Annotated in this window: 12 protein-coding genes; 10 read left to right on the top strand and 2 right to left on the bottom strand. The window is 71.5% G+C overall.

The genetic code is table 11. The features are described from left to right. Positions 1-6: 6 nt before the first annotated feature. The 9 genes from ACFWRO_RS02450 (at position 7) to ACFWRO_RS02490 (ending at position 10,721) form a co-directional block, all read left to right on the top strand. Positions 7-873 carry a DUF2797 domain-containing protein gene (locus ACFWRO_RS02450; RefSeq protein ID WP_384503738.1) on the top strand — a complete coding sequence of 289 codons (867 nt, stop codon included), beginning with the start codon at positions 7-9 and terminating at the stop codon, positions 871-873. A 91-nt stretch (positions 874-964) separates the two neighbouring features. Beyond that, the gene (locus ACFWRO_RS02455; protein ID WP_384503512.1) at positions 965-1,303 is read left to right on the top strand and encodes an antibiotic biosynthesis monooxygenase family protein; all 339 of its coding nucleotides are present in this window, start codon (positions 965-967) and stop codon (positions 1,301-1,303) included. Beyond that, complete coding sequence (locus ACFWRO_RS02460; RefSeq protein ID WP_384503514.1) at positions 1,293-2,195, top strand: amidohydrolase family protein; 903 nt, start codon at positions 1,293-1,295, stop codon at positions 2,193-2,195. Before ACFWRO_RS02455 ends, ACFWRO_RS02460 begins: the two co-directional genes overlap by 11 nt. Before the next feature lie 73 nt (positions 2,196-2,268). After that, positions 2,269-3,009, top strand: coding sequence for a response regulator transcription factor (locus ACFWRO_RS02465; RefSeq protein WP_384503516.1), 741 nt, complete (start codon positions 2,269-2,271; stop codon positions 3,007-3,009). An 8-nt stretch (positions 3,010-3,017) separates the two neighbouring features. Beyond that, complete coding sequence (locus tag ACFWRO_RS02470; RefSeq protein ID WP_384503518.1) at positions 3,018-4,511, top strand: sensor histidine kinase; 1,494 nt, start codon at positions 3,018-3,020, stop codon at positions 4,509-4,511. Positions 4,512-4,721: 210 nt separating this feature from the next. Further along, positions 4,722-6,026 carry a glycosyltransferase gene (locus ACFWRO_RS02475; protein ID WP_384503740.1) on the top strand — a complete coding sequence of 435 codons (1,305 nt, stop codon included), beginning with the start codon at positions 4,722-4,724 and terminating at the stop codon, positions 6,024-6,026. Beyond that, the gene (locus tag ACFWRO_RS02480) at positions 6,023-8,218 is read left to right on the top strand and encodes an ArnT family glycosyltransferase (RefSeq protein ID WP_384503520.1); all 2,196 of its coding nucleotides are present in this window, start codon (positions 6,023-6,025) and stop codon (positions 8,216-8,218) included. Before ACFWRO_RS02475 ends, ACFWRO_RS02480 begins: the two co-directional genes overlap by 4 nt. 112 nt (positions 8,219-8,330) lie before the next feature. After that, a complete protein-coding gene (locus ACFWRO_RS02485) occupies positions 8,331-9,881 on the top strand; it encodes an MFS transporter (RefSeq protein ID WP_384503522.1) in 1,551 nt (516 codons plus the stop codon). A gap of 48 nt (positions 9,882-9,929) precedes the next feature. Next, positions 9,930-10,721, top strand: coding sequence for a TetR/AcrR family transcriptional regulator (locus ACFWRO_RS02490; RefSeq protein ID WP_384503742.1), 792 nt, complete (start codon positions 9,930-9,932; stop codon positions 10,719-10,721). A 99-nt stretch (positions 10,722-10,820) separates the two neighbouring features. Here the strand turns inward: ACFWRO_RS02490 and ACFWRO_RS02495 are convergent, their stop codons facing one another. After that, positions 10,821-12,419, bottom strand: coding sequence for an MFS transporter (locus ACFWRO_RS02495; protein ID WP_384503523.1), 1,599 nt, complete (start codon positions 12,417-12,419; stop codon positions 10,821-10,823). 15 nt (positions 12,420-12,434) lie between these two features. Further along, complete coding sequence (locus ACFWRO_RS02500; protein ID WP_384503525.1) at positions 12,435-12,908, bottom strand: MarR family winged helix-turn-helix transcriptional regulator; 474 nt, start codon at positions 12,906-12,908, stop codon at positions 12,435-12,437. 241 nt (positions 12,909-13,149) lie between these two features. Between ACFWRO_RS02500 and ACFWRO_RS02505 the strand changes: the two genes are divergently transcribed. Further along, on the top strand, positions 13,150-13,383 hold the full coding sequence (locus ACFWRO_RS02505) for a hypothetical protein (RefSeq protein ID WP_384503527.1): 234 nt from the start codon (positions 13,150-13,152) through the stop codon (positions 13,381-13,383). Positions 13,384-13,497 lie beyond the last annotated feature (114 nt).

Raw genomic sequence — 13,497 nt, forward strand, 5'->3', positions numbered from 1 at the left:
GCCGGGATGCGGTGGGGTGGTGGCGTGCCCGGACTGCGGTGGGAAGGCGGGCGCGTGTCCCCGCTCGCGTACGGGCAGGCCCTCGCCTTCCGTGCCGTCGGGCCCCGGCTCTGCCCCGGCGCCCGTGCGAACCCCTGCCCACTCGCCGCGACCGTCCCCGCCCGCGCCACCGGCGGCCAGTGCCCCGAGTGCGCCCGCCTCGACCGGGCCCACTCCGTCGCCGCCGACACCATCGCCGACGACCCCCGGCCGTACCGCGTGTACCTCGCCTGGTTCGGGCCCGGCATGACCAAGGTCGGGATCACCGCCGAGGAGCGCGGCGACGCCCGCCTCCTGGAGCAGGGCGCCGTCGCCTTCAGCTGGCTCGGGCGCGGGCCGCTCATGGCCGCCCGCCGGACCGAGGAACTGCTGCGGCACGCCCTGAAGGTGCCGGACCGGATTCCGTACGCCCGTAAGCGCGCCGTACGGCACGACCTGCCCGGCCCCGACGCGCGCCGACGCGAGATCGAGGAGCTGTACGGGCGGGCCACCGCCCTCGCCGACTGGACCGAGACCCTGGAACCGCTGGAATTCCGGGCGTACGACCACGGCGAGGCCTTCGGGCTCGCCGGCCTGCCCCCGCTCTCCGGCACCGTCACCGAACTCGTCGACGGCGGAGTCGTCGCCGGCCGCCTCCTCGCCGCCGCCGGGCCCGACCTGCACCTCCTCGACGATCGCGACGGGCGCGACGGCCGCGACGGGCGCTGCCTCGCCCTCGACACCCGGCTCGTGCGGGGGTGGGCGCTCGTGAGTCCGACCGTCGAGGCGGCCTCCTTCACTGTGCCTGTGAGGAGCGTCGACCTCGACTTCCAGGACAGTCTCTTTCCTTCCTGACCGACCGGAGTAAAGAGCCGGAGTAAAGACTTGGATCCCTTCCAGCGGCCCTTATGGACACGCCCACCCCGCCCGGCGGAGGGTGATCCACATGACCCCGAGCCTGGTGGCGGGCCTCGAACCGCCCTACTACACCGCTGTCTTCACCTCGATCCGTCCCGACGGCCCCGAGCCCGAGGGGTACGCCGAGACCGGCGCCCGCATGCAGCAGCTCGTCGGCGACCTGCCCGGATTCCTCGGGTACGAGTCCGCCCGTACCCCCGGCGGCATCGACATCACCGTCGCGTACTTCCGCGACCTGCCCTCCCTCGACGCCTGGCGGGACAACGCCGAGCACCAGGCCGCGAAGCGGCGCGGCCGGGAGCAGTGGTACGAGAGCTACAGCGTCCATATCGGCAAGGTCGAGCGGAGCTACGGCTTTGAGCGCTGAGACGCCAGCTGAGACGCCACGGGAGGGCGAGACACCGCGGGACTTCGCCTCGCGCCTCGGTATCCCCGGGTTCATCGACGTCCACACCCACTTCATGCCCCAGAACGTCCTCGACAAGGTCTGGGCCTACTTCGACGCCGTCGGCCCCCTGACCGGCGTCGAGTGGCCGATCACCTACCGAGAGGAGGAGGACCGCCGGGTCGCGCTGCTCCGGGAGTTCGGGGTGCTCGCCTTCACCTCGATGCTCTATCCGCACAAGGCCGGCATGGCCGAGTGGCTCAACAGCTGGGCCGCCGACTTCGCCGCCCGTACGCCCGACTGCCTCCACACCGCCACCCTCTACGCCGAACCCGGCGCGACCGCCTACGTCGCCCGGGCGCTCGACTCCGGTGCCCGGGTCTTCAAGGTGCACCTCCAGGTGGGGGGCTTCGATCCCAACGAGGCCTCTCTCGACGCGAGTTGGGGGCTGCTCGCCGACGCCCGCGTACCCGTCGTCGTCCACTGCGGCTCCGGGCCCGTCCCCGGCAAGTTCACCGGGCCCGGGCCCATGGGGCAGCTCCTCGCCCGGCACCCCCGGCTGCGGGTGGTCGTCGCGCACATGGGGATGCCCGAGTACGCCGACTTCCTCGACCTCGCTGAGCGGTACGACGGCGTCCACCTGGACACCACCATGGCCTTCACCGACTTCAGCGAACGCCTCGCGCCCTTCCCGGTCGCCGAGCTTCCCCGGCTGCGCGAACTGCGCGACCGCATCCTCCTCGGCACCGACTTTCCCAACATCCCCTACCCGTACGTCCACCAGCTCCACGCCCTCGAACGCCTCGGGCTCGGTGACGACTGGCTGCGGAGTGTCCTTCACGGGAACGGGGCCGCGCTCTTCCCCGTGAGCTGAAGCCGACAGCTTTCTCAGGGAATTCACAGGGAACGGAAAGGGAGATCTCAGTACGCCCCTCCAACGTGGTCCCATGACACCCGCGACCAAGCCCCAGGGGCGTACCGACATGCTCCGGCCCGACGGTTCCGCCGTCCGTGTCCTCGTCGTGGACGACGAGGCCTCGCTCGCCGAGCTGCTCTCGATGGCCCTGCGCTACGAGGGCTGGCAGGTCGACAGCGCGGGCGACGGTGCCTCGGCGCTGCGCGTGGCCCGGGCGTTCCGGCCCGACGCCGTGGTCCTCGACGTCATGCTCCCCGACATGGACGGGCTCTCCCTCCTCGGCAGGCTCCGGCGTGACCTGCCCGAGGTGCCGGTGCTCTTCCTGACCGCCAAGGACGCCGTGGAGGACCGGATCGCCGGGCTCACGGCCGGCGGCGACGACTACGTCACCAAGCCGTTCAGCCTGGAGGAGGTCGTAGCGCGGCTGCGCGGACTGATCCGGCGGTCCGGCGCCGCCCAGGCGCGCGCCGAGTCGGTGCTCGTCGTCGGTGACCTGACCCTGGACGAGGACAGCCACGAGGTCACGCGCGGTGGCGAATCGATCCACCTCACGGCGACCGAGTTCGAGCTGCTCCGCTACCTGATGCGCAATCCGCGCCGGGTGCTCAGCAAGGCGCAGATCCTCGACCGGGTGTGGTCGTACGACTTCGGCGGCCAGGCGAATGTGGTGGAGCTGTACATCTCGTACCTCCGGCGGAAGCTCGACGCCGGGCGTGCCCCGATGATCCACACCCGGCGCGGTGCGGGCTATCTGATCAAGCCGGGGGAGTAGTACGCCCGATGTTCCGGTCGCCCCGGTCGTGGTCGCTCCGTACGCGGCTCGTCGTCTCCGCCGTCACCCTCATCGCGATCGTCGCCGCCGTCATCGGGACGGTCACGACGATCGCGTTCCGCTCGTACCTGTACGACCAGGCCGACGACCAGCTGCGGAACGTCGCGAACCGCGCCCAGGGCCCGCCGCCCTCGATGCGCGTCTCCGGGGACCCGGACCGCGACCCGCTCGCCTTCGTCCTCGGGCCCGGTGCCCCGCTCGGCACGGTCGGCGCGGTCGTCGGGGAGGGCGGCACGCTGGGCGCGGCCGACCGTTCCGTCGAGATAGAGCAGGCCGGTTACGGGCCGAAGGCCACCATGAACCCGCTCGACGAGGCGCAGCGCTCCGCGCTCGCCGGCGCGTCCCGTGACGGGCGGCCGCACACCGTCGAGCTGCCGGGGCTCGGCGACTACCGCGTCTCGTACGTCTCCGGGCGCGACGCCGACGTCCTCGTCGGGCTGCCGCTCGACGAGCTCCAGGGCTCACTCTCCACCCTCATCCTCGTCGAGGTGAGCGTCACGGGCGCCGGTCTCGTCGCCGCCTCGCTCGCCGGGAGCGCCGTCGTCGGGATCGCGCTGCGCCCGCTCCGGAGGGTCGCCGCGACCGCCACCCAGGTCTCCGAACTCCGCCTCCACAGCGGCGAACCCGCACTCCACCACCGCGTCCCCGAGGCCGATCCGCGGACCGAGGTCGGGCAGGTCGGCGCCGCCATCAACCGGATGCTCGACCATGTCCACTCGGCGCTCCACGCGCGCCAGCAGAGCGAGACGCGGGTACGGCAGTTCGTCGCCGACGCCAGTCACGAGCTGCGCACCCCGCTCGCCTCGATCCGCGGCTACGCGGAGCTGACCCGGCGCGGCCGCGAGGAGTGCGGGCCCGACACCCGGCACGCCCTCGGGCGCATCGAGTCCGAGGCGACCCGGATGACCGGGCTCGTGGAGGACCTGCTGCTCCTCGCCCGACTCGACGCCGGACGCCCGCTCTCGTACGAGAGCACTGATCTCGCGCCGCTGGTCGTGGACGCGCTCTCCGACGCCCGCGCGGCCGGCCAGGCCCACAAGTGGCGGCTCGAACTGCCCGATGGTGGTGAGGAGAGCTCCGTCGTGACCGTGCGCGGGGACGGCGCCCGGATCCATCAGGTGTTGCTCAACCTCCTCGGGAACGCCCGTACCCACACCCCACCCGGCACGACCGTCACCGCCCGCGTACGCGCCGAGGGCGGCTCGGCGCTCGTCGAGGTCGAGGACGACGGGCCCGGCATCCCGGCCGAGCTGCTGCCCTCCGTCTTCGAACGGTTCGCCCGCGGCGACGCCGCCCGGACCCGCCGTAGCGAGGGCATGAGCAGCACCGGACTCGGCCTCGCCATCGTCCGCGCGGTGGCGGTGGCGCACGGCGGGGACGTCGAGGTCAGCAGCCGGCCGGGGCGGACGGTCTTCGTCGTACGGCTGCCCCGAGAGGCGTAGTTCGGGCGGGTCCGGCCAGGTCCCGCCCGAGTCCGGCGGCCAGGTCCCGCCAGGTCCCGCCGGGTCCGGCGGCCAGGTCCGGCAGCCAGGTCCCGCCAGGTCCGGCCCCGACTCACAGGCTGACCACAGGCTCATCACACAGCCGTGACAGCCGCCCTGGCGAGGGTCTGTGCCATGCGAACCCAAACGATCGCGGGCCCCGACTCCGGTATGAGTGCCCTCCCCGCCAGGGAGCACCTCCCAGCCCGGGAGCACCTCCCCGCCCGGGAGCCGCTCCATGTCGGAGCGGCAGGCGGCGGCACGACCGGCGGGCGGCCCGTCCTCGACGTGGTCATCCCCGTCTACAACGAGGAGAAGGACCTGGAGCCGTGCGTCCTGCGGCTCCACGACCACCTCACCCGCACCTTCCCGTACGGCTTCCGCGTCACGATCGCCGACAACGCCTCCACCGACCGGACCCCCGAGGTCGCGGCCGCCCTCGCGGAGAAGCTGCCGGAGGTGCGGTCCGTACGGCTCGATCAGAAGGGGCGCGGCCGGGCGCTGCGTACGGTCTGGTCGCAGTCGGACGCGCCCGTCCTCGCGTACATGGACGTGGACCTGTCCACCGACCTCAACGCGCTCCTCCCGCTCGTCGCGCCGCTCATCTCCGGCCACTCCGATCTCGCGATCGGCTCCCGGCTCGCACGCTCCTCGCGGGTGGTGCGCGGGCCGAAGCGGGAGTTCATCTCGCGCGCCTACAACCTGATCCTGCGCGGCTCGCTCGCCGCCCGGTTCTCCGACGCGCAGTGCGGGTTCAAGGCGATAAGGGGCGAGGTCGCCGAGCGGCTGCTGCCGATGGTCGAGGACACCGGCTGGTTCTTCGACACCGAGATGCTGGTCCTCGCCGAACGCGCCGGGCTCCGCATCCACGAGGTGCCCGTCGACTGGGTCGACGACCCCGACTCGACCGTCCACATCGTGAAGACCGCGACCGACGACCTGAAGGGCGTCTGGCGGGTCGGCCGGGCGCTCGCGACCGGGTCCCTGCCGCTCGACCGGCTCGCCCGCCCCTTCGGCGACGACCCGCGCGACCGCCAACTGACGGGCGTACCGGGCGGACTGGCCCGGCAACTCGTCGGCTTCTGCGTCGTCGGCGCGCTGTCCACCCTCTTCTACCTCGCCCTGTACTCCGCCTTCCGGCTCGGGATGGGGTCCCAACTCGCCAATGCCGCCGCTCTGTTGGTGTCCGCAGTCGCCAATACGGCCGCCAACCGCCGTCTCACCTTCGGCGTACGGGGCCGGGACCGGGCCGTACGCCACCAGGCGCAGGGGCTCGTCGTCTTCGGCATCGGCCTCGCCCTGACGAGCGGCTCGCTCGCCGCGCTCGGCGCGGCCACCGGCGACCCGGCGCACTCCACCGAACTCGCCGTCCTGATCGTCGCCAACCTCGCCGCGACCGTCCTCCGCTTCCTCCTCTTCCGGCTCTGGGTGTTCCCGGACGCCTTCCTCTCATCCTCATCAAGGAACACCCGATGACGACGACCACGACCTCGGTCGCGCACACCGCCGGTGCGCACGCCGCGCCGCCCCGCAGCCGCCTCGCCCGCCTCTGGCGCGGCCGGACCGGCGACGCGCCCTGGGTACGCCCCGCGTTCCTGGCCCTCCTCGCCGTCACCACCGCGCTCTACGTCTGGAACCTGAGCGCCTCCGGCTACGCCAACTCCTTCTACTCCGCCGCCGTCCAGGCCGGCAGCGAGAGCTGGAAGGCCTTCTTCTTCGGCTCGCTCGACGCGGCCAACGCCATCACCGTCGACAAGCCGCCGGCCGCGCTCTGGCCGATAGCCCTGTCCGTGCGCCTCTTCGGGCTCGGCTCCTGGCAGATCCTGCTGCCGGAGGTCCTGATGGGGGTGGCGACGGTCGCCGTCCTGTACGCGGCGGTACGGCGCCGGTTCGGCGCGGGCGCCGGGCTGATCGCGGGCGCGGTCCTCGCGCTCACCCCGGTCGCGGCGCTGATGTTCCGCTTCAACAACCCGGACGCGGTGCTGGCGCTGCTGATGACCGTCGCCGTGTACTGCGTACTTCGGGCTCTGGAGGATGCGAAGAGCGGCGCGAAGTGGCTGGTGTGGGCCGGGGTCGCGTTCGGCCTCGCGTTTCTCGCCAAGACGCTCCAGGCGTTCCTGATCCTGCCGCCGCTCGCGGTCGTGTACGCGGTGTGCGCACCGGCCGGGTTCGGCCGCCGGATGGGCCAACTGGCGCTCGGCGGGCTCGCGATGATCGTCTCGGCCGGCTGGTGGGTGGCGCTCGTCGAGCTCTGGCCGACCGGCTCGCGCCCGTACATCGGGGGCTCCCAGAACAACAGCTTCCTGGAGCTCACCTTCGGCTACAACGGGCTCGGCCGGATCAACGGCAACGAGACCGGCAGTGTGGGTGGCGGCGGGGGCGGTGGCGGCGGTGGTGGCCGCGGGGGCGGTGGCTGGGGTGAGACCGGCATCGGGCGGATGTTCAACGACGCCGTCGGCGGCCAGATCTCCTGGCTGCTGCCCGCCGCGCTGATCCTGCTCGCGGCCGGTCTGGTGATCACCTGGCGCTCGTCCCGTACGGACACGGCCCGGTCCGCGTTCCTGGTCTGGGGCGGTTCGCTGCTGATCACGCTGGCCGTGTTCAGCTTCATGGCCGGCATCTTCCACGAGTACTACACGGTGGCCCTGGCCCCGTACGTCGCCGCCCTCGTCGGCATGGGCGCGAGCGTGCTGTGGGAGGAACGGGGCCGGTTCCTCGCCTCGGCGGCCCTCGCGGTGACGGTCGCGGCGACGGCGGTCTGGGCGTACGTCCTGCTCGGCCGGACGCCCGACTGGCTGCCGTGGCTGCGCTGGACGGTCCTGGTCGCGGGTTCGCTCGCCGCGCTCGGACTGCTGCTCGCCGGGCGGCTCGACCGGCGCATCGGGCTCGGGATCGCGGGCCTCGGCCTGGCGGCGGGGCTCGCGGGGCCGTTCGCGTACACCTTGGAGACGCTGAGCACCGGCCACCAGGGCTCGATCGTGACCGCCGGGCCTGCGGGCGGGCGGGGGATGGGCGGGCCGGGTGGCGGCATGGGCGGCGGTCGGCCGACGGGTGGCGACGGCGGCGAGGGCGGCATGCGGATGGACGGCGGGCGAGGGATGGGCCAGGGCCAGGGGCAGACGCCTGGCGGCACCCCGCCGCAGGGGCAGGGGCAGGGGCAGGGCCAGGGCCAGATGCCTGCTGGTCAGGGCCAGGGGCAGGGTCAGGGTCAGGGCCAAGGTCAGATGCCCGGCGGCACCCCGCCTCAGGGCGCCATGGAGCGCGGCGGCGGTGGCGGAGGCGGCGTGGGCGGTCTCCTGAACGGCGCCTCCGTCGGCTCGAAGGCCAAGGCGGCACTCCTCGCCGACGCCGACGCCTACACCTGGGTCGCGGCCGCGATCGGCGCGCAGAACGCCGCCAGTTACCAGCTCGCCACCGAGAAGCCGGTGATGGCGATCGGCGGCTTCAACGGCAGCGACCCGTCCCCGACCCTGGCCCAGTTCAAGCAGTACGTGGCCCAGGGCAAGATCCACTACTTCATCGGCGGAGGCGGCGGCGGAGGCGAAGGCGGCGGTATGGGCGGAGGAATGGGCGGCGGCTCGGAGATCTCCAGCTGGGTCTCGTCCACCTTCGAGGAGGTCACCGTCGACGGCGCCACCCTCTACGACCTGACGGCCCCGAAGAAGTAGCCCAAGAAGTAGCCCAAGAGGCAGCCCAAGAAGTAATCGCTATACAGCGTACGAGACACCCTTGTACGGTGTACGAGACCAAGCCCCGTACACCGTACAAGGAGTGCTGCCCATGACGGCGACGACCGCCGAGTCCTCACCCCCCGCCGCCACCGGCGGCCACCCCCAGCGCTGGCTGATCCTCGGCGTCATCTGCCTGGCCCAGCTCACCGTGCTGCTCGACAACACCGTCCTCGGCGTCGCCATCCCCTCGCTGACCTCGGAGCTCCACGCCTCCACCAGCGACATCCAGTGGATGATCAACGCCTACTCGCTCGTCCAGTCCGGCCTGCTGCTCACCGCCGGCAACGCCGCCGACCGCTACGGCCGCAAGAAGCTCCTCGCCCTCGGCCTCGCGCTCTTCGGCCTCGGCTCGCTCGCCGCCGGACTCGCCGAGTCCACCGCCCAGCTGATCGCCGCCCGGGCCGGCATGGGTGTCGGCGGCGCGCTGCTCATGACCACCACGCTCGCCGTCGTCATGCAGATCTTCGACGACTCCGAGCGGGTCAAGGCCATCGCCCTCTGGTCCACCGTCAGCTCGCTCGGCTTCGCCGCCGGACCGCTGATCGGCGGCGTCATCCTCAACCACTACTGGTGGGGAATGATCTTCCTCATCAACATCCCGGTCGCACTCATCGGGCTCGTCGCCGTACTCAAGCTCGTACCGGAGTCGAAGAACCCGCAGGGCGACCGCCCCGACCTGCTCGGCGCGCTGCTCTCCACCATCGGCATGGTGGCGGTCGTGTACGCGATCATCACCGGCCCCGAGCACGGCTGGACCTCGGCGGAGGTGCTGGTCCCGGCCGCCGTCGGTGTCCTCGTCCTCGGCGCCTTCGCGCTGTGGGAGCTCCGCATCCCGTACCCGATGCTCGACATGCACTTCTTCCGGAACCAGAAGTTCATCGGTGCCATCGGCGGTTCGCTGCTCGTCGTCTTCGGCATGGGCGGCTCGCTCTTCCTCCTCACACAGCACCTGCAGTTCGTCCTCGGCTACGAGCCGCTGGAGGCCGGTCTGCGGATGGCCCCGCTCGCTCTGACGATCGTCGCCCTCAACCTGACGGGCCTCGGCCCGCGGCTCGTGATGAAGATCGGTACGCCTCCGGCCGTCCTGCTCGGCATGACGCTGGTCTCCGGCGGTCTGCTGTCGATCGCCGTGCTCGGCGGCGGTACGGATGGAAGTTACTGGGGCATGCTGCTCGGCCTCGTCCTGATGGGCGCGGGCATCGCGGTCTCCTCCCCGGCCATGGCCAACGCGATCATGAGCGCCATCCCGCCGGAGAAGGCGGGCGTGGGCGCCGGAATCAACGGCACCCTCGCCGAGTTCGGCAACGGCCTGGGCGTCGCCGTCCTCGGCGCCGTACTCAACGCCCGGTTCGCGGCGCTCGTCGCCGTCACCGCGACCTCGCTGCCGGCCGCGCTCGCGGCGGCGGGGAGCGACGCCGAGCGGGCGGCGATCTCGGACGCGTTCGCCTCCGGGCTCCAGACCAGCCAGCTGGTCGGCGCGATCTCCGTCTTCGCCGGCGGTCTGCTGGCCGCGGCGCTGCTCAAGAGGGCCGAGCGCTCGGAGGAGAAGACGAAGGAGAAGACGACTGAGCGGTCGAAGGAGAAGGCGGTGGCTGAATAGCATGGTGACGGTGAAGGACCGCTGAACGTGAGCACACGGAGGAACGCGATGGTCAAGGCCGCCGACCGGGCCAAGAACCCGGCGCGTTCCAGCGTGTGGCTGGAGCAGCGCACCCCGCGCAACGGAGGCGGCCCGGCCGGCCTCGACCGCGAACGGATCGTGACGACCGCGATCCGGATGCTGGACGAGGAGGGCCTGGCCGGCCTCTCCATGCGCAAGCTGGCGACCGAACTGGGTGTCACGGCCATGTCCCTCTACTGGTACGTGGACACCAAGGACGACATCATCGAGTTCGCCGTCGACTCCGTGTACGGCGAGATCGACCTCGACGCGGTCGACGCCGCCGGGGACTGGCAGAACCGGATCCGCGTACTCGCCCTGGACTACCGGCGGATGCTGGTGCGCCACCCGTGGATGTCGCCGATCGCCGGCCAGTACCTGAACATCGGCCCGCACGCCATCGCCGTCGGCGCCAAGATCCAGGAGGCGATCCGGGACACCGGCCTGCCGGTCAGCCGGCAGCCGAGCGCCATGTCGTCCGTCTTCCAGTTCGTGTACGGGTACGGGACGATGGAGTCCCAGTTCGGGCGACGGGCGGCCGAGGTCGGCATGTCGCAGGACGACTTCTACGGCGAGGCGATCAGGGCCTTCCGCGAGGATCCGGACTTCGTCGAAGCGCTCGAACCGATGGCGGAGCTCCTCGACGAGCGTGCCTCGCACGGCAGCGTCAGCGAGATCTGGGACCGGGACTTCGACTACGCCCTGGACGTGTTGGTCGCGGGGATCGAGGTCATGGTGGCGCGGGAGTCCGGATCCTCGCACGAGGCCGGATCTTCCTGAGGCGTAGGAGGAAATGACGGAGCGGCGGGCCGTCCCCTGCCCGCCGCTCCGTACTCGACCCGGCCGCGCCTCCGCTCGGAGCGCGGCCGGGAGTCTTTGTCAGCCCTTGTCGGAACTGGGGCTGGTGCTGTTGCTCTTCAGCGCGACCTCCTTGATGAAGAGCGTCACCACGAAGGCGAGCAGCGCGAACGGCGCCGAGTAGAGGAAGACGTCCGCGACACCGTGTCCGTACGCGCTCTCCATGACCGTACGGATCGGAGCCGGCAGCTTGTCCATGTCCGGGATCGCGCCGGAGCCCGCCCCGCCGCCCTGGCCCATCGCCGCGGCGGCCTTCGGGCCGAGTTCGGCCATGCCGTCCTTGACGTAGTCGGTGACCCGGTGGGCCATGACCGCGCCGAGCGCCGAGACGCCGACCGCACCGCCGAGGGAGCGGAAGAAGGTGACGACGGAGGAGGCGACGCCGAGGTCGGCCGGGGCGACCTGGTTCTGCGTGCAGAGCACCAGGTTCTGCATCATCATGCCGAGGCCGAGGCCGAGGACCGCCATGAAGAGCGCGATGTGCCAGTACTCCGTGTCGTAGCGGATGGTGCCGAGCATCCCGAGACCACCGGCGGCCAGCGCGCCGCCGCTGACCAGCCAGGCCTTCCAGCGGCCGGTCTTGGTGATGACCATGCCGGAGACGGTCGAGGAGACGAACAGACCGGCGATCATCGGGATGGTCAGGACGCCGGACATCGTCGGCGACTCGTTCCGCGCCAGCTGGAAGTACTGGCTGAAGAAGACCGTGCCCGCGAACATCGCGACACCCACGAAGAGCGAGGCGAGCGAGGCGAGGGTGATGGTCCGGTTGCGGAAGAGGCGGAGCGGGATGATCGGCTCGCTGGCCTTGGACTCGATGAGCAGGAAGAGCGCGCCGAGGACGAGCGAACCGCCGACCATCGCGGCCGTCTGCCAGGACATCCAGTCGTACTTGTCACCCGCGAAGGTCACCCAGATGAGGAGCAGCGACACGGCGGCGCTGATCATGAACGCGCCCGCCCAGTCGACCTTGACCTTGCGCTTCACGACCGGGAGCTTCAGCGTCTTCTGGAGGACGAGGAGCGCGATCAGGGCGAAAGGCACGCCGACGTAGAAGCACCAGCGCCAGCCGAGCCAGTCGGTGTCGGTGATGACGCCGCCGAGCAGCGGTCCGCCGACGGTGGCGACGGCGAAGGTGGCGCCGAGGTAGCCGCTGTACCGGCCGCGCTCACGCGGGGCGATCATCGCGGCCAGGATGATCTGGGAGAGCGCGGTCAGGCCGCCGACGCCGATGCCCTGGACGACACGGCAGGCGATGAGCATGCCGGTGTTCTGGGAGAGACCGGCGACGACCGAGCCGGCGACGTAGATGACCAGGGCTATCTGGACCAGCAGCTTCTTGGAGACGAGGTCCGCGAGCTTGCCCCAGAGGGGGGTGGTCGCGGTCATCGAGAGAAGCGCGGCGGTGACGACCCAGGTGTACGCGGACTGGCCGCCGCCGAGGTCCTTGATGATCTCCGGCAGGGCGTTGGAGACGATCGTGGAGGACAGGATGGCGACGAACATGCCGAGCAGCAGCCCGGAGAGCGCCTCCATGATCTGACGGTGCGACATGGGTGCCGCACCGTCGGAGGGGTGGCCGCCCGCCTGCGTTGGCGGGGCGGGTGTGGTCGTGGCCATGAACGTCCTTTGCTGTTACGCGTGGTGGGCCCGGCAGTCGCCGAAGGAATCGCGGAGACGGGCGAGGAGGTGGGTGAGGAGTTCGACGTCGTCGTCGGACCAGTCAGCGAGGTTGCGGGCGAGCATCGCGGTCAGCCTGCGGTCGAGTTCGTCGAGCTTCTCCCTGCCCTCGGCGGTGAGGTGCAGGATGCGGGAGCGTCTGTCGGCGGGGTCGGGAAGCCGCTCGACCCAGCCGCGCTCGACGGTGTGGGCGACGTGCCGGCTGCTGACGGACATGTCGACGGCCATCCGCTCCGAGATCCGGCTCATCCGCATGTCCCCGTCGTGCTTGAGGAGGGCGAGGACGATGGCGGATCCACCGGGGCAGTCGGCGGGCAGGGACCGTGCCATGCCGCGCTTGACCGCGCCGATGGCGCTCACCTGGCGGGCGAGGTTCTCGTACCGGTTCGGTTTGATCGGCTTGCTCGGCTTGTCCACCGCGGATCCCATCTTGTTGCTTAGGGCAACCATAGAGATGGATGGTTGCTCCAGGCAAACTAAATCGGTCAAACCGCGCTAAAGAATCGGCAAAGCCGGGGGAGGGTGTGGGGGAGGAGCCGCGGGAGGGTGTGGGGGAGGAGAGGGAGACGTGCCGGACGGGTGCTGGACGGGTGCCGGACCGGTGCTGGAAGGGACGTGATGGAGGCCGGGGCTTGGGGCCGGGAGCCGGGGTTCGCTAGGGTCCAGGCTCATGGCACACAACCCCCAAGCACCGTACGGCCAGGGCCCCGGCCCCGAGGGCAACTACGACCCGGCCGGCAGCACCCAGATGTTCCGCGCCTTCGTCGACGAGGGCCCGCAGAGTGGCGGCGGCGGCCGTCAGGCCGCGGCGCCCCAGTCCTCCGGCCCCCGCGTGGGCCTCATCGTCGGCGTGATCGCCGCGATCGTGGTCCTGGCGGCCGTGGGCTGGCTGGCGCTGGCCTGACGAAGACGTGGCGGCGGGGGGGGGGGGGGGGCCCCCCCCCCCCCCCCCCCGGGGGGGGGGGGGGGGGGGGTAAAAAAAAACAACCCACCCCAACCACAAACAAAACAGGAAGGG

It is taken from the genome of Streptomyces sp. NPDC058579, assembly GCF_042718575.1.
Classification (GTDB): Bacteria; Actinomycetota; Actinomycetes; order Streptomycetales; family Streptomycetaceae; genus Streptomyces.

What these genes read in the sequence shown, in the direction of transcription:
- ACFWRO_RS02485 (WP_384503522.1), top strand. Translation starts at nt 8,331, where the DNA reads ATGACGGCGACGACCGCCGAGTCCTCACCCCCCGCCGCCACCGGCGGC.
- ACFWRO_RS02495 (WP_384503523.1), bottom strand. Translation starts at nt 12,419, where the DNA reads ATGGCCACGACCACACCCGCCCCGCCAACGCAGGCGGGCGGCCACCCC.
- ACFWRO_RS02470 (WP_384503518.1), top strand. Translation starts at nt 3,018, where the DNA reads ATGTTCCGGTCGCCCCGGTCGTGGTCGCTCCGTACGCGGCTCGTCGTC.
- ACFWRO_RS02480 (WP_384503520.1), top strand. Translation starts at nt 6,023, where the DNA reads ATGACGACGACCACGACCTCGGTCGCGCACACCGCCGGTGCGCACGCC.
- ACFWRO_RS02455 (WP_384503512.1), top strand. Translation starts at nt 965, where the DNA reads ATGACCCCGAGCCTGGTGGCGGGCCTCGAACCGCCCTACTACACCGCT.
- ACFWRO_RS02500 (WP_384503525.1), bottom strand. Translation starts at nt 12,908, where the DNA reads ATGGGATCCGCGGTGGACAAGCCGAGCAAGCCGATCAAACCGAACCGG.
- ACFWRO_RS02450 (WP_384503738.1), top strand. Translation starts at nt 7, where the DNA reads ATGCGGTGGGGTGGTGGCGTGCCCGGACTGCGGTGGGAAGGCGGGCGC.
- ACFWRO_RS02490 (WP_384503742.1), top strand. Translation starts at nt 9,930, where the DNA reads ATGGTCAAGGCCGCCGACCGGGCCAAGAACCCGGCGCGTTCCAGCGTG.
- ACFWRO_RS02505 (WP_384503527.1), top strand. Translation starts at nt 13,150, where the DNA reads ATGGCACACAACCCCCAAGCACCGTACGGCCAGGGCCCCGGCCCCGAG.
- ACFWRO_RS02475 (WP_384503740.1), top strand. Translation starts at nt 4,722, where the DNA reads ATGAGTGCCCTCCCCGCCAGGGAGCACCTCCCAGCCCGGGAGCACCTC.
- ACFWRO_RS02465 (WP_384503516.1), top strand. Translation starts at nt 2,269, where the DNA reads ATGACACCCGCGACCAAGCCCCAGGGGCGTACCGACATGCTCCGGCCC.